At 69.7% G+C, this 25,561-nt stretch carries 24 protein-coding genes; 3 read left to right on the forward strand and 21 right to left on the reverse strand.

Annotated features, from left to right (window positions below; translation table 11 throughout):
- Positions 1–233 precede the first annotated feature (233 nt).
- The 21 genes from C7H75_RS14635 to C7H75_RS14735 form a co-directional block, all read right to left on the reverse strand.
- Positions 234–488 (reverse strand): hypothetical protein, encoded by a 255-nt coding sequence (locus tag C7H75_RS14635; RefSeq protein WP_013416355.1) that lies wholly within the window; start codon positions 486–488, stop codon positions 234–236.
- A gap of 43 nt (positions 489–531) precedes the next feature.
- Positions 532–1,389, reverse strand: a complete 858-nt coding sequence (wag31, locus tag C7H75_RS14640) for a DivIVA-like cell division protein Wag31 (protein ID WP_005512552.1) — start codon at positions 1,387–1,389, stop codon at positions 532–534.
- 114 nt (positions 1,390–1,503) lie between these two features.
- Entirely contained in the window at positions 1,504–1,806 is a 303-nt protein-coding gene (locus C7H75_RS14645) for a YggT family protein (RefSeq protein ID WP_005512551.1), read from the reverse strand.
- A gap of 117 nt (positions 1,807–1,923) precedes the next feature.
- The gene (locus C7H75_RS14650; protein WP_005512550.1) at positions 1,924–2,511 is read right to left on the reverse strand and encodes a cell division protein SepF; all 588 of its coding nucleotides are present in this window, start codon (positions 2,509–2,511) and stop codon (positions 1,924–1,926) included.
- Between the two features lie 97 nt (positions 2,512–2,608).
- Positions 2,609–3,337, reverse strand: a complete 729-nt coding sequence (locus C7H75_RS14655; RefSeq protein ID WP_106851512.1) for a YggS family pyridoxal phosphate-dependent enzyme — start codon at positions 3,335–3,337, stop codon at positions 2,609–2,611.
- Positions 3,338–3,359: 22 nt separating this feature from the next.
- Positions 3,360–4,085 carry a peptidoglycan editing factor PgeF gene (gene pgeF / locus C7H75_RS14660; RefSeq protein ID WP_005512548.1) on the reverse strand — a complete coding sequence of 242 codons (726 nt, stop codon included), beginning with the start codon at positions 4,083–4,085 and terminating at the stop codon, positions 3,360–3,362.
- A gap of 11 nt (positions 4,086–4,096) precedes the next feature.
- Entirely contained in the window at positions 4,097–5,326 is a 1,230-nt protein-coding gene (ftsZ, locus tag C7H75_RS14665) for a cell division protein FtsZ (protein WP_013416358.1), read from the reverse strand.
- A 227-nt stretch (positions 5,327–5,553) separates the two neighbouring features.
- On the reverse strand, positions 5,554–6,327 hold the full coding sequence (locus tag C7H75_RS14670) for a cell division protein FtsQ/DivIB (protein ID WP_084845856.1): 774 nt from the start codon (positions 6,325–6,327) through the stop codon (positions 5,554–5,556).
- Positions 6,328–6,386: 59 nt separating this feature from the next.
- Positions 6,387–7,883, reverse strand: a complete 1,497-nt coding sequence (murC, locus tag C7H75_RS14675) for a UDP-N-acetylmuramate--L-alanine ligase (RefSeq protein ID WP_005512544.1) — start codon at positions 7,881–7,883, stop codon at positions 6,387–6,389.
- Positions 7,880–9,016, reverse strand: coding sequence for an undecaprenyldiphospho-muramoylpentapeptide beta-N-acetylglucosaminyltransferase (murG, locus tag C7H75_RS14680; RefSeq protein WP_106852019.1), 1,137 nt, complete (start codon positions 9,014–9,016; stop codon positions 7,880–7,882). The genes murC and murG overlap by 4 nt, the downstream gene beginning before the upstream one ends.
- A gap of 5 nt (positions 9,017–9,021) precedes the next feature.
- Entirely contained in the window at positions 9,022–10,518 is a 1,497-nt protein-coding gene (gene ftsW, locus C7H75_RS14685) for a putative lipid II flippase FtsW (protein ID WP_064078040.1), read from the reverse strand.
- Positions 10,515–12,026, reverse strand: a complete 1,512-nt coding sequence (gene murD, locus C7H75_RS14690) for a UDP-N-acetylmuramoyl-L-alanine--D-glutamate ligase (RefSeq protein ID WP_106851513.1) — start codon at positions 12,024–12,026, stop codon at positions 10,515–10,517. Before murD ends, ftsW begins: the two co-directional genes overlap by 4 nt.
- Before the next feature lie 3 nt (positions 12,027–12,029).
- Entirely contained in the window at positions 12,030–13,124 is a 1,095-nt protein-coding gene (mraY, locus tag C7H75_RS14695; RefSeq protein WP_005512540.1) for a phospho-N-acetylmuramoyl-pentapeptide-transferase, read from the reverse strand.
- The gene (locus tag C7H75_RS14700) at positions 13,121–14,641 is read right to left on the reverse strand and encodes a UDP-N-acetylmuramoyl-tripeptide--D-alanyl-D-alanine ligase (protein ID WP_106851514.1); all 1,521 of its coding nucleotides are present in this window, start codon (positions 14,639–14,641) and stop codon (positions 13,121–13,123) included. The genes mraY and C7H75_RS14700 overlap by 4 nt, the downstream gene beginning before the upstream one ends.
- The gene (locus C7H75_RS14705; RefSeq protein WP_106851515.1) at positions 14,638–16,281 is read right to left on the reverse strand and encodes a UDP-N-acetylmuramoyl-L-alanyl-D-glutamate--2,6-diaminopimelate ligase; all 1,644 of its coding nucleotides are present in this window, start codon (positions 16,279–16,281) and stop codon (positions 14,638–14,640) included. The genes C7H75_RS14700 and C7H75_RS14705 overlap by 4 nt, the downstream gene beginning before the upstream one ends.
- 177 nt (positions 16,282–16,458) lie before the next feature.
- Positions 16,459–18,336, reverse strand: a complete 1,878-nt coding sequence (locus C7H75_RS14710; protein WP_226347352.1) for a peptidoglycan D,D-transpeptidase FtsI family protein — start codon at positions 18,334–18,336, stop codon at positions 16,459–16,461.
- Positions 18,333–19,025 carry a cell division protein FtsL gene (gene ftsL, locus C7H75_RS14715; RefSeq protein ID WP_106851516.1) on the reverse strand — a complete coding sequence of 231 codons (693 nt, stop codon included), beginning with the start codon at positions 19,023–19,025 and terminating at the stop codon, positions 18,333–18,335. The genes C7H75_RS14710 and ftsL overlap by 4 nt, the downstream gene beginning before the upstream one ends.
- A 3-nt stretch (positions 19,026–19,028) precedes the next feature.
- Positions 19,029–20,033 carry a 16S rRNA (cytosine(1402)-N(4))-methyltransferase RsmH gene (rsmH, locus tag C7H75_RS14720; RefSeq protein ID WP_005512535.1) on the reverse strand — a complete coding sequence of 335 codons (1,005 nt, stop codon included), beginning with the start codon at positions 20,031–20,033 and terminating at the stop codon, positions 19,029–19,031.
- Positions 20,034–20,221: 188 nt separating this feature from the next.
- Positions 20,222–20,653 carry a division/cell wall cluster transcriptional repressor MraZ gene (mraZ, locus tag C7H75_RS14725; RefSeq protein ID WP_005512527.1) on the reverse strand — a complete coding sequence of 144 codons (432 nt, stop codon included), beginning with the start codon at positions 20,651–20,653 and terminating at the stop codon, positions 20,222–20,224.
- A gap of 463 nt (positions 20,654–21,116) precedes the next feature.
- The gene (locus tag C7H75_RS14730; RefSeq protein WP_005512526.1) at positions 21,117–21,557 is read right to left on the reverse strand and encodes an SCO2097 family morphological protein; all 441 of its coding nucleotides are present in this window, start codon (positions 21,555–21,557) and stop codon (positions 21,117–21,119) included.
- 248 nt (positions 21,558–21,805) lie between these two features.
- Positions 21,806–22,237: an SAV_6107 family HEPN domain-containing protein gene (locus C7H75_RS14735; RefSeq protein WP_064078120.1), complete on the reverse strand. Its 432-nt coding sequence runs from the start codon at positions 22,235–22,237 to the stop codon at positions 21,806–21,808.
- A 256-nt stretch (positions 22,238–22,493) separates the two neighbouring features.
- On the opposite strand from C7H75_RS14735, the gene C7H75_RS14740 reads away from it, so the two are divergent.
- The 3 genes from C7H75_RS14740 to C7H75_RS14750 are packed head-to-tail and all read left to right on the forward strand — an operon-like array spanning position 22,494 to position 25,545.
- Positions 22,494–23,114, forward strand: coding sequence for a GNAT family N-acetyltransferase (locus C7H75_RS14740; RefSeq protein ID WP_005512524.1), 621 nt, complete (start codon positions 22,494–22,496; stop codon positions 23,112–23,114).
- Positions 23,111–24,748 carry a phytoene desaturase family protein gene (locus tag C7H75_RS14745; protein ID WP_106851517.1) on the forward strand — a complete coding sequence of 546 codons (1,638 nt, stop codon included), beginning with the start codon at positions 23,111–23,113 and terminating at the stop codon, positions 24,746–24,748. Before C7H75_RS14740 ends, C7H75_RS14745 begins: the two co-directional genes overlap by 4 nt.
- Positions 24,745–25,545, forward strand: a complete 801-nt coding sequence (locus C7H75_RS14750) for a carotenoid biosynthesis protein (protein ID WP_081186659.1) — start codon at positions 24,745–24,747, stop codon at positions 25,543–25,545. Before C7H75_RS14745 ends, C7H75_RS14750 begins: the two co-directional genes overlap by 4 nt.
- The last annotated feature ends 16 nt before the right edge of the window (positions 25,546–25,561 follow it).

Consider the following 25,561-nt stretch of genomic DNA (forward strand, 5'->3'; position numbering starts at 1 on the left):
GCCCTACTACCGGCACGGGGACGACGACGGCGCCCTGTGCGCCGTGACCGCGGTACCACCCCGCTTGCCCGCCGCGCGGACGCGGCGAACCTCTCGACCTCGGGCTGTGACGGGCCCACCCGTTCGGTTCTAGTGAGCCGGAACCCGGTGGCGCTTGCGCCCCCACCGAGTACCGACCGTTCTTCCGAAGGCTCCCCGGTGATGGCCGGATCGACGCCGAATGTGCGTTCAGTCTAACCCTGCGTCGAATCGCTTCCGGAATCGCCGTGGTCGGGCAGATCCGCGGTCCCGGTCTCGCCGGGGGGATTCTGCGCCCCCGTCTCGCCGGGCACCGCCTTCCTGCTCGCCAACGCACTGACGAGCAGGAGGACGGCGCCTGCGACACAGACCAGGATGCAACCCCACGCCCAGATGACGGAACCCGTCATCAGAGCGATCACCAGCAACGCGAATCCCGCCGCGGCAAGGACCAACGTCATGACCAGCACGATTCACCCCCTGCTCGGGAGCCGGCCGGGCGTCGACTCGGGGTCAGTTGTTTCCTTTGGCGTACGACTGGGTGAAGCCGGCCTGAGAGCCCGGACCGAAGGTGTCCTGGCCGCCGTCGACCGGAACCGCCGAGCCGCGCTGCTCGAGCTCCTCGAGCTGAGACTCCAGGTACGACTTGAGACGCACCCGGTACTCGCGCTCGAACGTCTTGAGCTGCTCGATGCGGCCTTCGAGGACCGAACGCTGCTGGTTGATCGTCGCCATGATCTCGGTGTGCTTCTTCTCGGCGTCCGCCTGCAGCGCGTCGGCCTTCTCCTTGGCCTGACGCAGCTGGGTCTCCGAGCGGGTCTGGGCATCGGACAGCAGCGACTCGGACTTCTGCTTCGCATCCGCGACCATCGTCTCGGACTTCTGCTTCGCATCCGCAACCATCGTCTCCGACTTGGTGCGCGCGTCGGTCACCAGTCGCTCGGAGTTGGTGCGGGCATCGCTGAGCAGCTGCTCGGCCTCGGTCTTGGCGTCGCCGGTGAGGCGGTCGGCCATCTCCTGGGCCAGACCCAGCACCTTCGCGGCCTGCATGTTGGCGTCCTCACGCGGCGCGGCCGCGGGGGCCGGTGCAGGCGCGGGCTTGGGAGGCTCGACGACGCGAACCGGCTCGGGCTCCGGCGCCGGAGCGGGCGCGGCTGCCGCCGCGGGACGCGGGGCCTTCTTCGCCTCGGCCAGCTCCTGGTCGAGCTCGCCGACACGCTGACGGAGGTCTGCGTTCTCCTCGATGAGGCGCGACAGCTCCTGCTCGACGAGGTCGAGGAAGGCGTCTACCTCGTCCTCGTTGTAGCCACGCTTCCCGATCGGAGGCTTACTGAACGCAACGTTGTGCACATCAGCTGGAGTCAGCGGCATGGAAGGATCCCTTCACGCATCTTTTGGCGGTCTAGCACGCATTCGGTTCTAGCGCGTTGCGCGTACTCGTTAACCATTTCGTTACCAGTCACACTGTAACTGCGGGCCATTCTGTCACACGAAACCTGCGGGTGAAGCCAGTCCTGCGACCACCTGCATCAGGATGAAGAGCAGGAACAGCAACACCATGATCGAGAGATCGAGCCGGACTCCGCCGAGCGAGATCGGCGGGATCAGTCGGCGCAGGAGCTTCACCGGTGGGTCGGTGACCGTGAAGATCGCCTCGAGGACGACCACCACGAAGCCCGTCGGCCGCCAGTCACGGGCGAAGACTCTGATGAACTCGACGATGATCCGCCCGATGAGCAACAACCAGAAGATGAACAGGATCACGTAGATCACCGAGAACACGGCCACACCTTCACTCTGCCTGACAGGAACCAGTCGATCAAAACCAATGGGGAAGCCGAGCCGCGTGTCACAATCCCGCGAAGCAGCCGACCGGGTCACACGATCCGGCCGACCGCGCCCAGGTCACTTCTGGTTGTAGAAGCCGGTCTCCGCGATCCGGCGGCGCTCCTCCGCGGAAACATCGATGTCGGCGGGCGAGAGCAGGAACACCTTGGTGGCGACCTTGTCGAACGATCCCCGCAGCGCGAAGGCGAGACCGGCGGCGAAATCGACCAGGCGCTTCGCATCGGCGTTGCTCATCTCGACCAGGTCCATGATCACCGGCGTGCCGTCACGGAAACGCTCGCCGATGGTGCGCGCCTCGCCGTAGTCACGGGGACGGAGCGTCGTGATCTTGGACAGCGGGCCGCTCTCGTCGACGGCGGAGCGGCGGCTCTCGACCCGATCGAGCCGCGGGTCGACCGCGAGTGAACCTCGGGTCGGTCGCGGAGCGACTCCGCGCGGCGCGATCGATTCGACGCGCTGATGGGACGGCCGGGGCGCGGGCTCGTAGCGATCGAAGTCGCTGTCGACGTCGTCGCGACGCGCCGACGCGTAACCCGGTTCCGCGTATTCGCGACGGCCCTGACCGGGCTCGTCGATGTAGTCGTCCTCGAAGTCCTCGAGGGGAACCATGCCGAAGTAAGCCTTGAACTTGTGCAGGCTGCTCATTGATCGACCTTCCTGGGCGCGGCGGACTGGTACTGGCTAATCCTGCGGTCGACCGCAGAAATCCGGGTGTGACTGGTGTTCCATGTGTGACTGGTGATCATTTCGAGACTATCGGTCGAGAGCCGAGCAGCGCAGTTCCGACACGCACGCACGTCGAACCGTGGCGGACGGCGGACTCCAGATCCCCGGTCATCCCTGCCGACAGCGTCCCCGCACCCGGATGCACCCGCATCAGGTCGGCGTGCACCTCGTGCAACTGCGCGAACGCGGCATCGGGGTCCGCGCCGAGCGGCGGAACCGCCATCAGGCCGGCGAGTTCGAGACCGGGCGCGGACGCCACCCGATCCGCGAGACTCTCGAGGTCCGCGACCGGGACACCACCACGCGACGGATCACCGTCGAGACTGACCTGGACGAGAACCTCGACGGCACTTGAACGCTCCCCCGCGTCCAGCGCGGCAGCGACGGCTCCGGACAGCGCATCGGTGAGCCGGCCGCTGTCGAGCGAATGGAGCGTGTCGGCCCAGCGCACCACGGACTTCACCTTGTTCCGCTGGAGCCGGCCGATCATGTGCCAGCGCACGGGTTCGGTGACGTCGGGATCGGCGGAGAACTCCGCGACCTTGGTGCTCGCCTCCGGTTCCCGTGACTCACCGAACGCCCGGCACCCGAGGTCGTAGAGAACCCGCACATCCGATGCCGGGAAGAACTTGGTCACGGGCAGCAGGGCGACCTCGGACGGCTCCCGACCGGCGTCCCGGCAGGCCGCATCGAGCCTGGCGCGCACGCGCGTCAGGGCCGACGCAACTTCTTCGTGCCTACCCATCCCGACAGTCAACTCTCTTCCGTCACTCCGACCCGGACGGATCCATCCAGATCACGGCGGCCAGCCTTCCGGTCGGTGCGCCCCGACGATGGCTGAACAGTGTCGGATCCTCGATCGTGCAGCGCGGGTCCTCCGCGACCCCGGAGACGCCCGCGGCGAGAAGCTGGCGCCGCAGGCCCGCCCGCAGATCGAGGCCCGGGGTGCCCTTCGCCGTCCGCGTCGCGCTGCCCGGAAGGAACTTCTCGACATCTGCCTGCATCGCGGCCGGCACCTCGTACTGGCGGCCACTGGCCGCGGGTCCGAGGAACGCTCCGATCCGCTCGGGACGCGCGCCCTGCTCGATCATGGCGCCGAGCACCTTCGGGACGATGCCGATGCGGGCACCGATGCGGCCGGCGTGCACCGCGGCGATCACGCCCGCCTCGTCGTCGGACAGCAGGATCGGGACGCAGTCGGCACTCAGCGTCACCAACGCCAGGCCGGGCACCTTCGTCACCAGCGCATCCGTCGCCGGCACGGGGCCGTCGACCGGCCCGTCGACGACGGTCACGTTGCGGCTGTGGATCTGCTCCATCCAGACGAGCCGCTCGAACGGCAGGCCGATGCCTTCGGCCAGTCGACGGCGATTGGCCTCGACCGCCGCGGGATCGTCGCCGACGTGGTCACCGAGATTGAACGAATCGTAGGGTGCCGCGGAGACCCCGCCGGATCGACTCGTGACGACCCGCCGGACCCGAACACCCGTCACAGCTGCCCCGCTCAACGGCGCATGAAGGAAGGCACGTCGACGTCGTCGTCCTCGCCGTCCTCGTTACCGACCGGCACGGCACGCGACCCCGTGGATCCGAGCGGCGGAAGGCTGGATCCGGTGGGCGTACCGACCGGCTCACGCGGGGCCACCGGCGGGGCCGGCGCCGGCTCGGCGGGCGCCGCCGGAGCAGCCGCGGCGGGGCGCTCGGACTGGCCGACCTCACCGGCACGGCCGGCACCGATGTTGCCGCGACCGATCGCGGACTGGACCTCGAGCGGACGCTTCACGGGAGCGCCGCCGTCGAAGCCCGCCGCGATGACCGTGACCCGCACCTCGTCGCCGAGCGAATCGTCGATGACCGTTCCGAAGATGATGTTGGCGTCGATGTGCGCGGCCTCCTGGACCAGCGACGCGGCCTCGTTGATCTCGAACAGGCCGAGATCCGAGCCGCCCGCGATCGACAGCAGCACGCCGCGTGCACCTTCCATCGACGCCTCGAGGAGCGGCGAGTTGATCGCCGTCTCCGCAGCCTTGATCGAGCGGCCCTCCCCGCGGGAGGAGCCGATGCCCATCAGCGCGCTGCCGGCACCGGACATGACGCTCTTGACGTCCGCGAAGTCGACGTTGATCAGACCCGGCGTGGTGATGAGGTCGGTGATGCCCTGGACACCGTTGAGGAGAACCTCGTCGGCGCTGCGGAACGCGTCCATCAGGCTCACCGCGGCGTCACCGAGCTGGAGCAGACGGTCGTTCGGGATGACGATCAGCGTGTCGCAGGACTCGCGGAGCGCGGAGATACCGGACTCCGCCTGCGAGCCACGACGCTTGCCCTCGAACGAGAACGGACGAGTCACGACACCGATCGTGAGAGCGCCGAGCTTGCGGGCGATGCTCGCGACGACGGGCGCGCCACCGGTGCCCGTACCGCCACCCTCACCCGCGGTGACGAAGACCATGTCGGCGCCCTTGAGGACCTCTTCGATCTCGTCCTTGTGATCCTCGGCGGCCTTGCGGCCGACCTCCGGGTCGGCGCCGGCGCCGAGGCCGCGGGTGAGCTCGCGTCCGACGTCGAGCTTGACGTCGGCGTCGGACATCAGCAGAGCCTGGGCGTCCGTGTTGACCGCGATGAACTCGACTCCCTTGAGTCCCTGCTCGATCATGCGGTTGACCGCGTTGACGCCGCCGCCGCCGATACCGACGACCTTGATTACGGCGAGGTAGTTGTGCGGGGGCGTCATGGGCTCTCGCCTTCCGTGAGTGGGTTTCGCGCTCGTACTAAGGGGGTGATTGCCGGAAAACCCTCAACCTCAACCACAGGGTCAAGGTTATGTCAAGTAGTCCCTCGAAGCGAAACGCTATGCAGTGGCACAGCAATCCGCCAGCAGGCGCGCCGACACGCGCCAAGTTTTTGCGGGCATTGGTTGCCGCTGACCTGGATTGCGGTGTGCGGCCCCAGGATCACCCATCACTTTACTGTGGGCAACTCGGGACTCGACACATCGAAGATCCGGCCGGGCTGCGTCAACAGCACGGACACCACCGCCGACTTCCTCTCGGAGCCGTCGGCACTGCCCCACACCACGACACGGCCGTCCACAAGAGTAACCGAGACACTCGAAATCGTCGGCGCGGCAACCTCGGAGACCTGGAAGCGCACGGACTCCGGTAGAGCCCCCAGCACCTCGAGCGCAGCCTGCGTCGCGTGGTCGTCGCGTCCCGGGGTGGGAGTCACCAGACGCACCACACCGAACGGCGGAGGCTCGATCGCGAAATCGACGCCGTTCTCGTCCATGAGGTGGGTGCCCTCCGGGGAATCGAAGAACACCACCGGAATCCGCTCGGTGACCGAGACCACGACGGTCGACGGATACTCGCGCCGCACCCGGGCCTCCGCGACCCGCGGCATGCCGGCGACCCGCTGCGCTGCCGCGGCCGTGTCGACCCGCAGCAACGGCCTGCCCTCCTGGATCCCGGCCTGCGCCAGTACTTCCTCGGACGAGAGCACGCCGTCGCCGACGAACTCGACGCTCCGCACCGACATCAAGGGGCTGAACCACAACGTAGCCGTGAGCGCGACGATCAGCACCGCCACTGTTCCGCCGATCAGGAAGACCTTGCGACGCAACGACCTGGCACGTGCCCGATCGACGGATCCCCGGCCCGACCGCTCCGCCGGCTCCGGCGAATCGACCTGCACGTACGAGCCCTGCGGAACCTGCTCGCTCGGTCGGGAACGCACCCGGCGGTCCCGCCTGGCGTCGGGTCGTCCGCCCCGCGAGCGACTCCGGCGATCGGAGGTCACATCCGCTCCGAACCGGATCCCGCTGCCGCCGAACGACTGCCGTTGGGGCGAGCCCGCAGTGCGTCGAGGATCTGACCACCGAGCATCGTCACGTCGCCCGCACCCATCGTGATCACGACGTCACCCGGTTCCGCCAGGCTCGCGACCTGACGCGGCACCTGCGACCGATCCGGCTGATAATGAACGGGTTTCGTCACCGACTGCGCGACCAGTGCCCCGCTCACCCCCGGCAACGGCTCCTCGCGGGCGCCGTAGACGTCGAGCACCACGACCTCGTCCGCCAGATCGAGCGCCTCACCGAATTCCTGCGCGAACGTGACCGTCCGCGAGTAGAGATGCGGCTGGAACACCACGACGACCCGGCCCGGCTGCCGGTCGTCGTCGACGAGATCGCTTGCCGCACCGAGGACGGCGCGCACCTCCGTCGGATGGTGCGCATAGTCGTCGAACACCCGAACGCCTCGCTCACGCCCGGTGAACTGGAATCGGCGATGGACTCCGCCGAACCCGGCGAGCCCCTCGAGCAGTTCGTCGATCGACGCCCCCGCGCCGCGACCGGCGAGCAGGGCGGCAAGCGCGTTGAGCGCCATGTGCTTTCCGGGGACCCCGAGGCGCAGAGTGCGCGCGGCGTCCTCACCGGCGAACCTGATCTGGGCCACTCCCCCGGTATCGCGGGCCTCCCACGACACCAGCTCGACGCCGACCGGCACGGGACCGGCGGCAGCCACACCGTCCGCGGTGCCGTAACCGACGACGCGGACGTCGTCGCGGCCCGCCTCGATCGTGCGGCGTGCGAGCGCCGCCGACCCGGGATCGTCGAGACACGCCACCAGCAGGCCGCCCGGCGCGATCCGCGCGACGAAGTCGTCGAAGACCTGGACGTACGCGTCGCTGGTGCCGAAGAAGTCGAGATGATCGGCCTCGACGTTGGTGACGATCACCACGTCGGGGTCGTACTGCAGCAGCGAGCCGTCGCTCTCGTCCGCCTCGGCGACGAAGACGTCACCGGTGCCGTGGTGCGCGTTGGTGCCCGCCTCGTTCAGCTCACCGCCGACCGCGAACGACGGATCGAATCCGCAGTGCTGCAGAGCGACCACGAGCATCGAGGTGGTCGACGTCTTCCCGTGCGTGCCCGACACGAGGAGCGTGCGGTGGCCCTGCATGAGGGACGCGAGCACCGCCGGCCGGAGGATCACCGGGATCCCCCGAGCCGCCGCCTCCACGAGTTCGGGATTGTCCTTCGGGATCGCGGCGTGGGTGGTGACCACAGCGGTCGGCCCGCCCGGCAACAGGTCGAGTGCGCTCGCGTCGTGGCCGATCCGCACCACGGCGCCGCGGGCGCGCAACGACAGCACCCCGCGGCTCTCCTTCGCGTCGGAACCGGATACCTGACCGCCGCGAGCGAGCAGGATCCGCGCGATGCCGGACATGCCCGCACCGCCGATCCCGACCATGTGCACCCGCTCGAGCCCCACGGGTAGCTGCTCACTCATCGGTTTCCCCTTGCTACGTCGACAACGATCTGCGCGACCGCAGCGGCTGCACTGCGGTGACCGGCGCCGGCGGCGCAGCGACCCATCTCGTCGAGTCGCGCCCGGTCTCCGAGCAGCGGTACGACGGTGTCCGCCACGAACTGCGGCGTCAGTTCCGCGTCTGCCACGATCATCCCACCACCCGCAGCGGCGACGGGCCGGGCGTTCAGTTCCTGCTCACCGTTTCCGTGTGGCAACGGCACGTAGACGGCGGGCAGACCGACCGCGGACACCTCGGCGACCGTCATCGCACCGGAACGGCAGATCACGGCGTCCGCCGCGGAGTACGCGAGATCCATCTGCTTGAGGTACGGCACCGCCACGTAGGGCGCCGCCGCCCCCGATTCGACGTCGACCGAATTCTTGGGCCCGTACGCGTGCAGCACCGACACACCCGCCGCGGCGAGCTGCGGCGCGGCGCCGACGACGGCCTCGTTGAGCGACCGCGCACCCTGGGAACCGCCGAACACCAGCAGCACCGGTCCTTCGGCGGGCAGACCGAAATGCTCGCGCGCCTTCGCCCGCAGCGCCGCCCGGTCCAGGCCCGTGATCGACGAGCGCACCGGAATACCCACCACCTCGGCGTCCGCCGCTCCCCGGGCCGCAACGCCCGAGCCGGGGACCGCCGCGAGCACGCGTCGGGCCCGGCGGGCGCCGATCTTGTTGGCGATACCGGCACTCGCGTTGGCCTCGTGAATGACGATCGGAATCCTCCGGCGCCGCCGCAGTAACCCGGCCCCGGCCGCCAGGTAGGCCGGCAGCGCGACGTACCCGCCGAACCCGACTATCACGTCGGCGTCGGTGCGGTCGAGCACCTCACGGGTGGCGGCGATGGAGCGTCGCAGCCTGGCCGGCAGGCGCAGCAGGTCCATCGTCGGTTTGCGCGGCAGTGGAACCGGCGGGATCAGTTCGAGGGGGTAACCGCGCTCGGGGACGAGAGTGGTCTCGAGTCCGCGCTGCGTGCCCAGCGCCGTCACCACGGCGGACGGGTCGAGCGCGCGGACCGCGTCCGCCACGGCCATCGCCGGCTCGATGTGTCCGGCGGTCCCGCCGCCGGCGACCACCACCGAAAGGGCAGTGTTCCTGCCGTTCACGCCGCTCACCTACGTATTCCTCGCTCTCCTGGACGCGGGTCGCGCGCACGCGTCGCGCGCCCCCGCTCCGTCATGGGGCTTCGCCCCTCGTTGTCGTCCGGCCGTCGGCCCCTGGCCGGCGGCGTTCGGCGGGCCGTGTCGTGTCCACGGCCCCGTGGTTGTCCGTACGGATTGCCGGCGCCGATCCGCTCGGTCCGAGCGGGGGCCCGCTCGCCGCGCGCCGGCTGGATCTTCCGATTCTCCTGCCCGCGGACCACCGCGGCGCCCCGCTTCCGAGGCGGGATGTACGCCGCCGGCTTCGGCAGCCGGAGCAGGCGCGCGACGCGGCCGTCCTGACCGCTGTGCAGCGCCGACACCGCCTCGGGTTCGTGCCGGGCCGCGTTCGCGACGAGGCCGAACATCAGTAGCGTCGTCGCCGTCGACGTGCCGCCCGCCGACACCAACGGCAACTGCAGACCCGTCACCGGCAGGACGCCGACGACGTAGCCGATGTTGATGAACGCCTGGCCGGTGATCCACGCGGTGGCGGTCGCGGTCAGCAGCTGCAGGAACGGGTCGGCCGACCGGCGAGCGATTCGCAGGCCGGTGTAGACGAACAACGCGAACAGTCCGATCACGGCGCCGGCGCCGATGAAGCCGAGCTCTTCGCCGATGATCGCGAAGATGAAGTCGTTGTGCGCGTTCGGGAGATAACTCCACTTGGCGCGGCTCTGGCCGAGTCCTTCGCCGAACAGGCTGCCGTCGGCGAGCGCGTACTTGGCCTGCCGCGCCTGGTAGCCCGCGCCCTGGGCGTCGTCACCCGGGTTCAGGAAGGACTGGACACGCGCGGATCGATACCCCGCGGTGAGCGCCAGTGTGGTCGCGGCAGTCGCGCCGGCCACCAGCAGGGACAGGAAGATCTTGAGCGGCAGACCGGCGAACCAGAGCAGCGCCAGCAGGATGATCGCGAGCGAGATGGTGGTGCCCAGGTCGGGCTGCAGGACGATCAGGAAGAACACCACCAGCGCCGCCGGCACCAGCGGTATCAGCATCTCCCTGAGCGGGGGGTTCTCGCGCCGCCGCGTAGCGAGGAGATGCGCACCCCACACCGCGAACGCGATCTTCGCCAGCTCCGACGGCTGCAGGGAGATCGGGCCGATCACGAACCAGCCACGCGTGCCCTGGGACTCCGTACCGATACCCGGAATCAACACCAGCACGAGCATCACGATGGTCACGCCGAACGCGGGCAGCGCCCACTTGCGCAGCAGGCGCACCGGAACGATCAGCGCGCAGTAGAAGATCACCAGACCGACCGTGGCGAAGATCAGCTGTGAGACGAACTTGCCGTACGCCGAACCGTCACGAGCCACCGACTCGACACTCGACGACGACAGAACCATCACCAGACCGAGGACGGTCAGCAGCATCGCGATCGTGACGACGAGATGGAACGACGTCAGCGGACGCGCAAGCCACGCACCGATCCTGGTGCGCGGCGCACGTTCGCCGGCCGTGGTCATCCCTCGATCCCCCGGCCGGTGTCGGCAGCGGTCAGCGCGGCGGCCGCCGCGGCGAAACTGCGTCCACGGTGCCCGTACGAGTCGAACATGTCGAGCGACGCCGCCGCGGGCGCGAGCAGGACGACGTCGCCCGGCGCAGCCAGCGCCGCAGCGGTCCGCACCGCCTCCGCCATCACGGTGTCCGCGTCCGCCGCGGGAAGATCGAGGTGGAGCGCCGGGTCGGCGCCTTCCTCGGGCCCGTCCACACCCTCATGGCCCCCATCGTCGCCCGCGCGGACGAGAACGACCGGAACCTCGGGGGCGTGTCGTGCGAGCGCGTCCGCTATCGCCCCGGCATCACGGCCGATCAGGACCGCCCCGGCGATCCGCTCGCCCACCTCGGCGACGAGGTCGTCCACGCGGGCGCCCTTGAGCAGGCCGCCGGCGATCCACACGACCGAATCGTGCGCGACGATCGACGAGCGCGCCGCATGCGGATTGGTCGCCTTCGAGTCGTCGACGAACGTGATCTCCGCGAGCGTGCGGACGACCTGCGCTCGGTGCGGGCCCACGCGATGCGCACGCAGTCCCGCGGCAACCGCATCGGTGGTGACACCGATCGCGCGGGCCAGCGCAGCGGCCGCCAGCGCGTCGGACACTCCCGCCGGCCCCGGCGGGCTGATCTCGTCCGCTGGAACGAGGGCTGCGCCGTCCGCGAACGCGCGATCGACGAGCACGCCGTCGACGACGCCGAGTTCGTTCGGGTCGGGTTCGCCCAGGCGGAATCCGATCGTGCGCCCGTCCCGCGAGCGGTCCGCGAGCGAGGCCGCCACCGGGTCGTCGAGCCCGACGACCGCGACGGCGCCCGTCAGAGCCTGTGCCTTGGCGTCGACGTATCCCGGCATGCCGCCGTGCCAGTCCAGGTGGTCCTCGGCGATGTTGAGCACGACCCCCGCCGCGGGCCGAACCGACGGCGCCCAGTGCAGCTGGAAGGACGACAGCTCGACGGCCAGCACCTCCGCCCGCGGCTGCGCCCGCAGCGCATCGAGGACCGGGAGACCGATGTTGCCGCACGCGGCGGACACGAAACCGGCCGCCTCGAGGATCGAGTGCAGCATCGACGTCGTGGTCGTCTTGCCGTTGGTCCCGGTGACGACCAGCCACTGCCGCGGCGGTCCGTACATCCCCGACCGGTCGACGTGCCACGTGAATTCGATGTCGCCCCACACCGGAACCCCCGCGGCCGCGGGGGCGGCCAGCACGGGTGCGTCGGGCCGGAAGCCCGGGCTCGTGACGACGAGCTCGAACTCGGCCATCCGCCGAGGATCCGCCGCCAGGTCGTCGACCGGCACCGTGGACGCCCCCGCCTCCGCGCAACGAGCGAGCGCGTCGGCCGCGGTGTCGGTGACGGTCACGTGTGCTCCGAGGTCGTGCAGCGGTGCGATGACTGCCCGACCGGAGATGCCCGCGCCGGTCACCAGGACCCGGGCACCGCGCAGCCCGTCCAGGTTCGCAGGATCGATCGGCATGGATCAGTCCCCGATCGCCGCGAGGTACTCGCTGTAGAACAACGCCAACCCGATCGCGGACGCGATCGCCGCCAGCAACCAGAATCTGATGATCACCTGGGTTTCCGCCCAGCCACCGAGTTCGAAGTGGTGATGGAACGGTGCCATCCGGAAGACCCTTCGGCGACTCGATCGGAAGACCGCCACCTGGATGACCACCGACGCGGCCTCGGCGACGAACAGCGCGCCGATGACGACCATCAGCAGTTCGGTGCGGGTCGTGATGGACAGACCCGCGAGCATGCCACCGAGAGCCAGCGAACCGGTGTCGCCCATGAAGATCTTCGCCGGCGCGGCGTTCCACCACAGGAAGCCGATGCACGCCGCGGCACCCGCCGCGCACAGCAGCGCCAGGTCCAGTGGGTCGCGGACGTCGTAGCAGCCCTTGGCGGGTCCGGCGGTGACTGGTCCGCCACTGCACGCGTTGCGGTACTGCCAGAAAGTGATGATGACGTAGGCACCGAGCACGAGGCTCATCGAGCCGGCCGCGAGACCGTCGAGCCCGTCGGTGAGATTCACCGCGTTCGACCACGCGCTCACCAGCAGGTACACGAACAGGATGAAGACGATCGAACCCATGCTGACGGTCGCGATGTCGCGCACGTAGGACAGGTGCACGCTGCCGGGTGTCAGACCGTTGCCACCGCGGAACTGCAGCGCCAGGATCGCGAAGACCACGGCCGCCACGAGCTGGCCGACCAGCTTGGCGGTCTTGTTCAGGCCCAGGTTGCGCTGCTTGCGGATCTTGATGAAGTCGTCGAGGAAGCCGACCGCGCCGAGCGCGGTCGTCAGGCCGAGGACCAGCAGACCCGACGCCGTCGGGCCCTCCGCGTCGTAGCCGATGCCGATCAGGTGCGAACCCCAGTAGCCGGCCCACAGACCGGCCAGGATGGCGACACCACCCATCGTGGGCGTGCCCCGCTTGGCCTGGTGGCTCGCGGGCCCCTCGACCCGGATCTCCTGCCCGAAGCCCTGCCGCGAGAAGACCTTGATCAGGACCGGTGTCAGCAGGATGGAGACGGCGAGCGCGATGCCCGCGGCGAAGAGGATCTGCCTCACTGCGGCGCCTCCTCGCCGGTCACCGAACCCGCCACGGGCGCCGCGAGCACGGCATCCGCGACCTCCCACAGACCGATCGACTGCGACGCCTTCACCAGCACCAGATCACCGGCCCTCAGTTCCTGCTCGAGCAGTGCGATCGCGCTCGCACCGTCGGGCACGTGGATCGCCTCGTCACCCCACGAACCTTCCATCACCGCTCCCTGGTACATCGCGCGGACGGGCCGGCCCGGTCCGACGAGGATCAGCTTGGTCACGTCCAAGCGCACCGCGAACCGTCCGATCGCGTCGTGCTCGACCACTGATTCTGGCCCCAGTTCCGCCATTTCACCGAGGACCGCCCACGTCCGGCGCGCCGGACCACGTCCCGACCGCGCCATGGACACCAGCGCCTTGATCGCGGCGCGCATCGAATCGGGGTTGGCGTTGTACGAGTCGTTGACGACGGTCACGCCATCGGACCGGTCCCGGACCTCCATGCGGCGGGCCGACACGGGCGCCGCGCCGCCGAGGGCCGCAGCGATCTGATCGAGGGTCGCACCGCACTCGAGTGCGACGGCGGCCGCCGCGAGCGCGTTGCCGACGTGGTGCTCGCCGTGGACCGCGAGAGTGACCGGGACCGCCCCGGCCGCGCACGTCAGCGTGAAGCTCGCGCGCGCCTGGTCGTCGAGGCGCACGTCGGTGGCGCGGACGTCGGCGTTGCCCGACAGGCCGACCATCACCACGCGCGCCTCGGTCCGGTCCGCCATCGCCGCGACCAGCGGGTCGTCGGCGTTGAGGACCGCCACTCCGCCGTCGGCCGCGGACGGCAGCGACGCGGGCAGTTCGCCCTTGGTCTCCGCGATCGCCTCGCGCGAGCCGAACTCGCCGAGATGCGCGGTACCGACGTTGAGGACCACTCCGATACGGGGTGGTGCGATCTCCGCGAGCGCCGCGATGTGGCCACGGCCGCGCGCGGACATCTCGAGCACCAGGAACCGGGTGTCGGCGTCGGCGCGCAGCGCGGTCCACGGATGTCCCAGTTCGTTGTTGAACGACCCGGGGGGCGCGACGACCGATCCCAGCGGCGACAGCACCGCGGCGAGCAGGTCCTTCGTGGACGTCTTGCCCGACGACCCCGTGACGCCCACGACCGTCAGCCCCGACTCGGTGGTGAGCCGGTCGACGCTGGCGCGGGCCAGCTTGCCGAGCGCCGCCAGCACCGCGGCCCCGGACCCGTCACGATCGTGTTCGAGGGCCAGTGCCCCGTTGCCCGACGTGCCGAGCGGCTCGACGACGATCGCGGGAACCCCGACGGGACGCGCCGCGAGCACCGCGACCGCACCGGCCGCGACCGCACCGGCCGCGTGGTCGTGGCCGTCCACCCGCGCACCGGGCAGCGCCAGGAACAGGCCACCCGGGGTGATCTTGCGGGAATCGAACTCCACCGTTCCCGAGACGGTTGCCGACGGATCGTCGACGTCGTGGAGCGTCCCGCCGACCGCCTGAGCGATCTCAGCGAGCGTCATCGGGATCATGCGTTTCCTCCGTGTGCGCGATCCTCGGGGACGATCCGTGCGATCGCCGCTGCCAGGACCTCGCGGTCGTCGAATGGGTATTTCACCCCGTGGACCTCCTGGCCCGACTCGTGCCCCTTACCGGCCACGAGCACCACGTCACCGGTCCGCGCCCAGCGGACCGCCGCGGCGATGGCCTCCGCGCGGTCACCGATCTCGCGGACCTCCCCGCGCTCGGCGTCCGGAACGGCCACGGCTCCGGCGAGCATCTGTGCGCGGATGGCGGCGGGGTCCTCGGTGCGCGGATTGTCGTCGGTGACCACCAAGAGGTCGGCGCCGCGGGCGCCGGCCTCGCCCATCAGGGGCCGCTTGCCGCGGTCACGGTCACCGCCGGCACCGACGACGACGGCGATCCGCCCCTTCGTCTGCCCGCGCAGGGTCGCGATGACGGCTTCCAGTGCTGCCGGCTTGTGGGCGTAGTCGACGACTGCGAGGAAGTCCTGGCCCCGCTCGACGCGTTCCACCCGACCCGGGACGTCGACGTTCGCGATCCCGGCCAGAGCGGCGTCCACGTCGGCTCCCGCCGAACAGCAGATCGCGGCGGCCAGCGCGGCGTTGGCGACGTTGTAGTGGCCGGGTAGGCGAAGTGTCGCGGTGCGCGGCGTGCCGTCGGGACCGGTGAGGGTGAAGACCTGGTTTCCGGTGTCGGACGACGACGTGGCGGTGGCCGTCCAATCGGCGGGCGGGTGCGTGGACACGGTCTCCACCGCGTCCGCGTCAGCGGGATGCGCGTGGCGGGCGATCTCGGCCATCCGGACGCCCCACCGGTCGTCGGTGCAGATCACTGCGCGCTGGGCGCACACCGCGGAGTCGGCGGCGAACAGCCGACTCTTGGCGTTGAAGTAGTCGTCGAAATCCTTGTGGAAGTCGAGGTGATCCTGCGACAGGTTGGTGAATGCCCCGATCGAGAATCGGACGCCGTCGACCCGGCCCAGCGCCAGCGCGTGACTCGACACCTCCATGACGACCGTGTCGATGCCGCGTTCACGCATCGCCGCGAACAGCGCGTGCAATTGCGGCGCCTCCGGCGTCGTCAGGGCGCTCGGCACCCGATGCCCCGCCACCCGCGTCTCGATCGTGCCGACCAGGCCGATCGTGTGCCCGGCCGCGGCGAGACCCGCTTCGACCAGGTACGACGTCGTGGTCTTCCCCGAGGTGCCGGTGATTCCGATGATCTGCATGTGCTCGGACGGGTGCCCGTAGATGGTCGCCGAGGCCTCGCCGAGGACCTGCCGCGGATCGGGGTGCACCAGCACCGGCAGCGACGCGTCCGACTCCCCGGTGCGCGCAGCGAGCATCGCGACGCCGGCGTCGTCGGTGAGAACGGCGGACGCACCGGCAGCGATGGCGACACCCACGAACTCCGCCCCGTGTGTGTGGGCTCCCGGCAGCGCGGCGAACAGGTCGCCGCGGCGCACCGCCTGCGCCCGCAACTCGACGCCCGTCACGTCACCGGCGTCGGCGCCGGGCGACCCGATCCACTCGAGTCGGGCACCGATCCGCGCCGCGAGGTCGGTCAGGGCAGTGAACGGTGGATTCTCCGGCCGGAGACCACCCACCGCCGCCGCGTCCGGCGTTGACGGCTGCGGACTCGGATGCACAGGCAGTAGGTCCTCTCGGGTCGCTTCGGATCGGGTATCCGATGGATTTCTTTCGGAACTTCACGCGGGTCACCGCGCGATGATCGACATGTCAGATTACCGGCGGCGACTCCCGCTGCACGAGTCAGCGTGCCCGGCACACGCCCGTCCGTGGGAATCGTCACGCCGACCGCCTCGTCAGTCCGCCTGGAGCACCAACCGCCGACCCGGATCCGGCGACATCGGAACGCTGTCGCGTTGCAGCAGCCACGACGCGATGTTGTGGAACAGCGGCGCCGCCGACTGGCCACCGCCGCCGTCGATCCCCCGCACCGGCGCGTCGAGCATGATGCCGATGACGTAGCGCGGATCATCGGCCGGAGCGATACCGGCGAACGTGATCCAGTAGTTCGAGTTGGAGTAGCACCGGCAGGCAGGATCCACCTGCTGGGCCGTGCCCGTCTTGCCGGTGATCTGGTAGCCCTCCACGGCCGCCTGCGGGCCCGTGCCCTGCTGGTAGCCCATCGGATCCTTCTGGGTCACCGAACGGAACATGTCGCGCACCGTACGCGCCGTTTCCTCACTGATCGCGCGTACGGGCTCGGGACGTTCGGTCTCGGTACGGGTGCCGTCCTCGTCGACCACAGCCTTGACGATCCGCGGAGAGATCCGTTCACCGTCGTTCGCGATCGCTTGATACATGCCGGTCATCTGCAACAGGGTCATCGAAAGACCCTGCCCGATAGGCAGGTTCGCGAAGGTTCCCCCCGACCAGTCCTCCAGGGCCGGGACACTGCCCGCACTCTCGCCGGGCAACCCGACATCGGTGACCTGGCCGAGCCCGAAGCGGTGGAGCATGTCGGCGAAGCGTTCCTCACCGACACGTTCCGCGAGCATCAGGGTGCCGACGTTGGACGACTTTCCGAAAACCCCGGTGCTGGTGAACGGCACCACGCCGTGCGCCCACGCGTCCTTGACGGAGACGCCGGCCATCTGAATGGTGCCCGGAACCTGGAGTACCTCGTCGGGGGTGGTGAGGCCGTACTCGATCGCCGCAGCGGCGGTGACGATCTTGTTCACCGAACCCGGCTCGAACGGCGAGCTCACGGGAAGGTTGCCCATCTGCGCGGTACGCGGGTTGTTGCCCACCCCGATCGCCGGATTGAACGTGCCGTCGTTCGCCATCGCGAGGACTTCGGCGGTCTTCGTGTCGAGCACCACGACGGACGCGTTCTTCGCGCCCGACAGGTCCTTGGCCTGCTGCGTCTGTTGCTGCACGTAGTACTGCAGGTCGGAGTCGAGCGTGAGTTCCACCGTGGACCCGTCGACCGCCTCGCGGAGATCACGCCGGCTGCCCGGGATGACCGCGCCGTCCGAACCCCGGTCGTGGGTCTCCGAGCCGTCCTTCCCCGCCAGCGTCGAGTCGAGGGACGCCTCCAGACCGAGCAGTCCGTGGCCGTCCCATCCGGTCGCCCCCACGACGTTGGCGGCGAGCGAACCTCCCGGATACTCGCGGATGTCCTGCCGTTCGAGCCCCACCTCCTGGAACTCGTCGCCGATGTCGGCGGCGATCGCCGGGTCGACGCTGCGCGCGAGATAGACGAAGGTCTCGTCGCTGCGCAGCTTCTCGAGCAGGTCGCTCTCGGAAACGGTGTCGCCGAGTCGCTCGTGGATACCCTCCGCGATCTCCTGCAGCCGCTCGTCGGGCTCGGGCTTCTCCGGGTTCTCCGCGTGCGCTTCCTCGAGCCTCTTCCGTTCGGCGACAGGCTGGAACGTGAGAGCCTTCGCGTCGAGGGTGTAGGCGAGCTTGTTGCCGTTGCGATCGACGACGGCGCCGCGGACCGCGGGCAACGTCACGGTCGTGGTGCGCTGATTGGCGGCCTCGGCGGACAGCCGCGGAGCCGCGATGCCCTGGACCCACAGCAGTTGGACCGCGACGATGGCCAGCGCGCCGAGCATCACGAGGCGCCCGCCACGGAGCCGGAACTCGAAGGAATCGCCGCGCTTCGTGCGCCCCCGCTTCGGACGTCGAGGCGGGGGTGCCGGCCGGCGACGCCGCGGAGCGGAGCCGCTCACTGGCGCGCGCCCACCGGAGGTTGGGTGATCACCGTCACGGGTGTCAATTGTTCACCCTGTGCCTGGATGCGGCCGTCATTGCTCGGCTGCGGCGTGGCGGGAGTACCCGGCGACGTGGTGCTCGGCGGCGTGGTCGGCGGGGCGGTGGTCGTCTGCTGCCGAGGACGCTCGGGGGCGACCGTCGGCGCCGATGTCCGGTCCAACGGAGCGACCGGCTTGCCCTCCGCGGGCTTCGGCGTGCCGACCACCTGGACCGACCCGTCCGACGCCTGCAGCAGCCGCGCCGGATCCTTCGCGGGAATCAGGCCCAACTCGGCGGCCTTCTGCGCGAGAACGGGCGCCGAGTTGCCGGCCTCCACCTCGCGCTTGAGGTCGACGGCCTGCTCACGAAGCGTCTGATTGTGCGCGCGCGTGGCGGCCAGCTCGTACGAATCCTCCGCCGAGCGCGTCGTGAGCAGCAGCGTGGCCGCGAGGCCCAGACACAGCAACCCGATGATGGTGGCCACGAACGGAATCCGGGCCACGACGTCCTTGGGTGTCGTCACGACCGAGGTGACACGCGTGTCCGACGCCGACGGGTGGCCCGCCACGGTGGCACGCTGCCGGCGGCGTTCGTAGGCACGCTGCGCGGCATCCGACCGGCGAAGACTCGCGGACCCGACACCGACGGGAGTCATCTGCACAGTCATGCGCTACGCCTTCCTCGCGATTCGTTCCGCTGCCCGCAGGCGGACCGGTGCCGCTCGTGGGTTGTCTTCGATCTCGGCCTCGGACGCCCTCTCCGCACCACGGGTGAGGATCTTGAACTCCGGACCCATCCCCGGCAGCTCCACGGGGAGCCCCTCGGGCGTCTTCGATTTCGCGCGCGGAGCGAGTTCCTGCTTGACCACGCGATCCTCGAGCGACTGGTACGACATGAACACCACACGCCCACCGACCGCGAGCGCATCCAGCCCCGCGGGGATCGCGTCGCGCAGCGAATCGAGTTCGCCGTTGACTTCCACCCGCAGCGCCTGGAAGGTCCGCTTGGCAGGGTGTCCCCCGGTGCGCCGGGTGGCGGCCGGGATGGTGTCGTAGAGGAGTTCCACCAGCGCAGCGCTGGTCGTGAACGGCTGCTTCTGGCGACGGCGCACGATCTCGGACGCGATCCGGCCGGCGAATCGCTCCTCGCCGTACGTGCTCAGGATCCGCGCCAGTTCGCCGTGGCTGTACGTGTTGAGGACCTCGGCGGCCGTGATGCCCGTCGTCGGATTCATCCGCATGTCCAGCGGCGCGTCGATCGAGTATGCGAAGCCCCGATCGGCCTCGTCGAGCTGCATCGAGGACACCCCGAGATCGAACAGGATCGCGTGCACCGATCCGACGGGATCGAGGCCCGCCTGACCGAGGGCCTCGACGATGCCGTCGTAGCGGGTGTGCACGAACGTCGTCCGGTCCGCGTAGGGCGCGAGACGGTCCGACGCGATGCGCAACGCCTCGGGATCTCGGTCCAGGCCGATGAGATGCAACCCGGGGTAGGTGCGCAGGAAATACTCCGAATGCCCGCCGAGACCGAGGGTCGCGTCGATCATGACGGCGCCGTCACCGCGCGGGTTGTCGGCCGTGATCGCCGGACCCAGCAGGTCGTCGGCACGATTGAGCAGTACCGGGACATGACCGAACTCGCCGGGGACCTTGCCGTCCTCGCCGTCGACCATGATTCCTCCGACTCTTCCGCGGTGTGTTGCTGTGCAGGGTGGGCGAATGCCTCGGGGTCCCTGTCCGATCGGGGACCTGGCGCTGGGGAAGTGCGTCAGGGTCCCGGCGGCGAACCTGACACTGGGGAAGTGCGTCAGGGTCACCTTCGGGCAGAGGCCTCGCGGCACTCGCCGATGGCGTCTCCGGGCTAGAAGATCCCTTCGAGCGCCTCGTCTCTGGCTTGCGAGTAGCTCTCCTCGTGCTCCGCGAGGTAGGACTCCCACGCTCGGGCGTCCCAGATCTCGAGGAATTCGATCTGACCGATCACCACACAGTCCTTCGACAGCCCCGCGTAGCGACGGTGGTCGGCGGACAGCGTGATCCGGCCCTGACCGTCGGGGTGCTGCTCGTCCGTCCCCGATGCAAGTCCGCGCACGAATGCACGGGCCTGCGGGTTGGTCCGGGAAGCCGCAGCAGCACGACGCGCGACCGCGGTGAACTCCTCGCGGGGGTACACCGCAAGGCTGTGGTCCTGACCTTTCGTGACCATCAACCCTCCAGCCAACGCGTCCCGGAACTTCGCAGGCAACGTCAGTCGCCCCTTGTCGTCGAGCTTCGGCGTGTAGGTACCGAGAAACATCTCGTCACCTCCCGCCGGAGCCCCTGTGGCGAATCTGTTGGGACCTCACCGGTTGGTGCGACCCAGCATTCATGCGGGTCGCTCCCACGATCCGCTGCGCACCACAGTACCCCACTTTCCCCCACCACGACTCCAAACTCGGGGCCGATTTGACAAGTTTCGAAAGATAACTGCAGTTCACACGCATGGGTCGAAGTGGGGGACGCGGCGAACGTGACCGCAAACACCCGGCCAGGCACGCGACATCCCTCACGGGGGCCACCCGAAAGCCGCCGAAACGCCCAGGTCGGAGCGCTCAATCACCCCGACGGGCGGCACCCTTTGCGGCCGGCCACGCTCGGTGGGGAACTGTGGGGACCCTGGTGGGTCGATGTGGGGGCACGGGTCGGACCGCGGCCACACACGCAAACGGCGGCGGCGCGACCCATGGGTCGCGCCGCCGCCGTTCGGAAAGTGTGCCGGCCTATTCCTGTTCGAATCTCTTGCGGAACCTGTCTTCCATCCGCGACGAGAATCCGCCGGACTTCTTACCTCCGTGCGGCTTGCGTTGATGCGAGCCGCGGTTGGCATCTGCCCCACCGGAGCCTGAGTCGTCTCCGTCGGGAACCGCCGCCAGATGGCTCTTTCCTCCGCCGACGAGGAAGAGAACACCGGCACCGAACATCACGACGAACCCGATCACACTGACGATCGGGAAATCGCCCAACCTCAACACATCGACAGCCACACCCACGATGAGAAGAACGAGACCCAGAACGAACAGGGCCGCCGCCTGCAATCGGCGCTTGCTGGAGGCGACGCGAATACGTCCGCCCCTCACTGTGGACGCGAACTTGGGATCCTCGGCGTAGAGAGCGCTCTCGATCTGGTCGAGCATGCGCTGCTCGTGCTCGGAGAGTGGCACGGTACCTCCCCCGGCACTAAGAGTTGGCACCTCACCGCGGTGCGGAGAGGCGGGTAACGGACTGGCGGTTACCTGGATTCAATAATACGAGTAGAACCAGCCCCCCACCACCTACTCCATCGACGAGTTCTCATCGAATAGGTGACTATCTGGGGCAGCCCGGCGGGTGGACGCCCGGAGGTGTCCGGAATCACCCGCTCGCGCACGCGGATCGGACCCGGCGGCACCTGCGGAAACCGGCACGGTAGTCAGCGCCCGAGAAGGTCCTCGACGTCGAACAGGAACCTCCCGACCTCGGCGTAGAAGCCGTCCACCTCCTCCGCGTCGACGGTGCGGGTGATGCCCGCCTCCAGGTCCGCACGCAGTCCCGAGTAACCGGCGAAGTAATCCGCCCACGCACCGAAGCCGGGTTCGGCACGCGCCATCAACACCCACGCGCTGCGGGAGCGGGGTCGGCGCGCCCCGCCGGCCGACGTCCCCTCGCTCGCGGCCAGCACGGCCGCTGCGCCACGCAGTGCGCCGACGTACGCGGTGCAGAACCTCTCGGCGGGATGGGACGCACCGGCAGCCTCCGAGAGCAAGCTGTCGGCCCGGCGCAACAGATTCACCGCCTTGGCAGGCGCCGACAGCGGACCCCGCACGGACGCCCCGCCCTTGGGGCCCGACATCCCTGAAGGCACCGAGGACACCGACCCCGACGCCGCCCCAGACGACCCCCGCACCCTCACTCTCGGACCTGATGTCCGCGACTGGACCTGGACCACGATTCGCGCACCTCCCAGAAGTACGAACCTCGGGACCGGTGAGCCGGTGATGTTCGCTTCCCTCGAACATCACCGGCATCACCGGATCACCAATATCGAACATGCGTTCGACCTATTCAATATAGCTGGCCCCACCGACACGTCGTCAAGAGAGAGAAGGGTGAGCCCACTCATGGATGCGAACCCCGGCGAGAGTCCCGGTATCGACCCGGACCCGACGCCGGTCGTCGTCGACCTGTCGGTATCCGACATGCGTGCCCGCTTACCGGAGGCCCTGTCGATCTACGTCGAAGCCATGAACTACCCCCGCGGGACGGAGTTCCACCGCGCGCCGCTGTGGACCGAACACACGCAGCGCCCGGGATGGCGAGCGGTCGGTGCCGTCCGTCCCGATCCGGCGCAACCCGATCGGCCCGGTCCGCTCGTCGCGATCGCCTACGGGTATCGCGGCGCCCCCGACCAGTGGTGGCAACAGCAGGTCCGCCACGGAATGCAGGCGACGGGGTGGAGTCGGGACCAGATCGAGTACATCCTCGGCAGCTACTTCGAACTGACCGAACTGCACGTGCACCCGAGCGCCCAGGGGCATCGTCTCGGTGAACGACTGCTGCGCCGACTCCTCGCCGACCGCCCCGAACGCGGGGTCCTGCTGTCGACGCCCGAGGTGTCCGAGGAGGACAACCGGGCCTGGCGCCTGTACCGGCGTACCGGATTCCGAGACGTCGTCCGGCACTTCACGTTCGCGGGCGACCGCCGCCCGTTCGCCGTCCTCGGAAGGGGTTTGCCGCTGTGAACGGACAACCGCAGGAAATCCGTCGGCGCTCGGATGCGGCCCTCGACACCGTCGTGATCGGCTCCGGGCACAACGCACTGGTCGCCGCCTGCTATCTCGCGCGGGACGGCTGGTCGGTCGAGGTGCTCGAGCGCGACACCGTCGTGGGCGGCGCCGTCTCGACGGTCGAGCGATTCCCCGGGCACAAGGTGGATCGGGGCTCGTCGGCGCACATCATGATCCGGCACACCGGGATCATCGAGGAGCTCGATCTCGCGGCCCACGGTCTGCGCTACATCGACTGCGACCCCTGGGCGTTCGCGCCGGCGCCCGCGGGCTCCGAGCGACCCGGAATCGTCTTCCACCGCAGCCTCGACCGCACGTGCAGATCGATCGAAGAATCGTGCGGACGCGCCGACGCCGACGCCTACCGCCGCTTCGTCGGCACGTGGGGTCCGCGGTCCGAACGCGTGATGCGCTCGTTCTCCGCGCCGCCCACCGGCGGTCACCTGCTGCGTTCGTTCTGGGGCCTCGACACCGGAGACGGCGGTGCGGCGCTGTCCCGCGAGTTCCTCGCGTCCGGCGACGCGCTGCTCGACGAGTACTTCGACAGCGAACCGCTCAAGGCAGCCCTGGCCTGGTTCGGGGCCCAGTCCGGTCCCCCGATGTCCGAACCCGGCACGGCGCCGATGGTCGGCTTCGCCGCACTCATGCACACGCTGCCCCCCGGTCGCGCGGTGGGCGGCAGCGGCGCCCTGACCGCGGCGCTGTCGGCACGACTGACGGCGGACGGTGGCACCGTCCGCCTCGGCGACGGCGTCACCGAACTGTGCCGGACGGCGGACTGCTGGACGGTCGTCACCGAATCGGGCCGGCGCGTGCGCGCCCGGAACGTCGTCGCCGGCTGCCACATCCTGACCACCCTCGATCTGCTCGAGCGCGGCGGCTACGACCGCGCCACGCTCGACGGCTGGCGGCGCCGGATCCGGGTCGGCCCCGGCATCGGGATGGTGCTGCGGCTGGGCACCGATGCCCTGCCGTCGTATCCGAGCGCACCCGCCGACGCGTCCGCGACCACCACGACGTCGGGCCTGCAACTGCTGGTCTCCGATCGCGCACAACTGCGCACCGCCCACGGCGCCGCGCTCGCCGGCGAACTCCCGCCCGAGCCCGCGGTCCTGGCGATGAGTTTCAGCAGCATCGACCCCAGCATCTCCCCTGCCGGCGAGCACCAGGTGACGTTGTGGTCGCAATGGCATCCGTACCGGCTGTCGGGCGGACGGGACTGGGCGAGCCTGGGCGAGAGCGAGGCCGACCGGATCGTGGCGGGCGTCGACGCCCTGGCACCGGGGTTCGCGGACAGCGTCCGGCACCGTCACGTGCAGACACCGGCGGACATCGAACGCGAGATGGGGTTGCTCGGTGGCAACGTCATGCACGTGGAGATGTCGCTCGACCAGATGATGCTGTGGCGGCCGCTGCCCGAACTCGCGGGCCAACGCGTGCCCGACGCCGACAACCTCTACCTCACGGGGGCATCGACGCACCCCGGCGGAGGCGTGTCCGGGGCCAGCGGCCGCAGCGCCGCCCGGATCGCGCTGTCGGACGCGCGCGGGGGCCGGTGGCGTCGGGCGCTGCGCAAGAAACTCCGGTGAACACCACCGTGCGGCGGGCCTCGGCCGTCGTCGCGATCGCCGCCGTGGGCGCCCAGATCGCGTACCCGCTGGTCCACAGCGATCCCCGCGACGCCGTCACGGTCGCCGTGGTGGCCCTGCTCGCCGCCGCCTCGATCCTGCACGCGATCGCCGTGCGCGGAAAGCTCTGGGCGGCGGGCATGGTCGCGGCGACCGCAGGTATCGGTCTGCTGTCGGAGGTGGTCGGCACCGCGACCGGCATCCCGTACGGCTGCTACGAGTACGCCACCGGACGTCTCGGCTGGTCGATCGCCGACGTCCCGCTCGTCGTTCCGTTCGCGTGGACCGCGGGCTTCTACCCGGTGTGGTGCGTCGCGTCGCGGCTGACGCGGCAGCGGCTCTCGCGGATCGTCCTCACCACGGTCGGCGTCGTCGGCTGGGACCTGTATCTCGACCCGCAGATGGTCGCGGACGGTCAGTGGCAGTGGTGCGTCACCGACGCCGGTCTGCCCGGCGTGGCCCACATTCCGCTGACCAACTACGCGGGCTGGCTTCTCGTCGCTGCGGTGATGGCCGTCCTGGTCGATCTGCTCGATCGCCGAACGGAGACCGTGTCCGCGTCCGACGCGGTCCCGATCGCGCTGTTCCTGTGGACGTGGCTCGGGTCGGCGTTGGCTCACACCGTCTTCCTCGACGCGCCGGAACTGCGTTACTCGGCGGTCTACGGAGCCGTCGCGATGGGTGTCCTCGGAGTGCCGCTCCTCGTGAACCTCACCCGCACACGCCGAGCCGAGCAGCACAACACCCCTACCGCCTGACACGTATCCCGGTGCC

The organism is Rhodococcus (subgen. Prescottella) equi (assembly GCF_003013675.1).
Classification (GTDB): Bacteria; Actinomycetota; Actinomycetes; order Mycobacteriales; family Mycobacteriaceae; genus Prescottella; species Prescottella equi.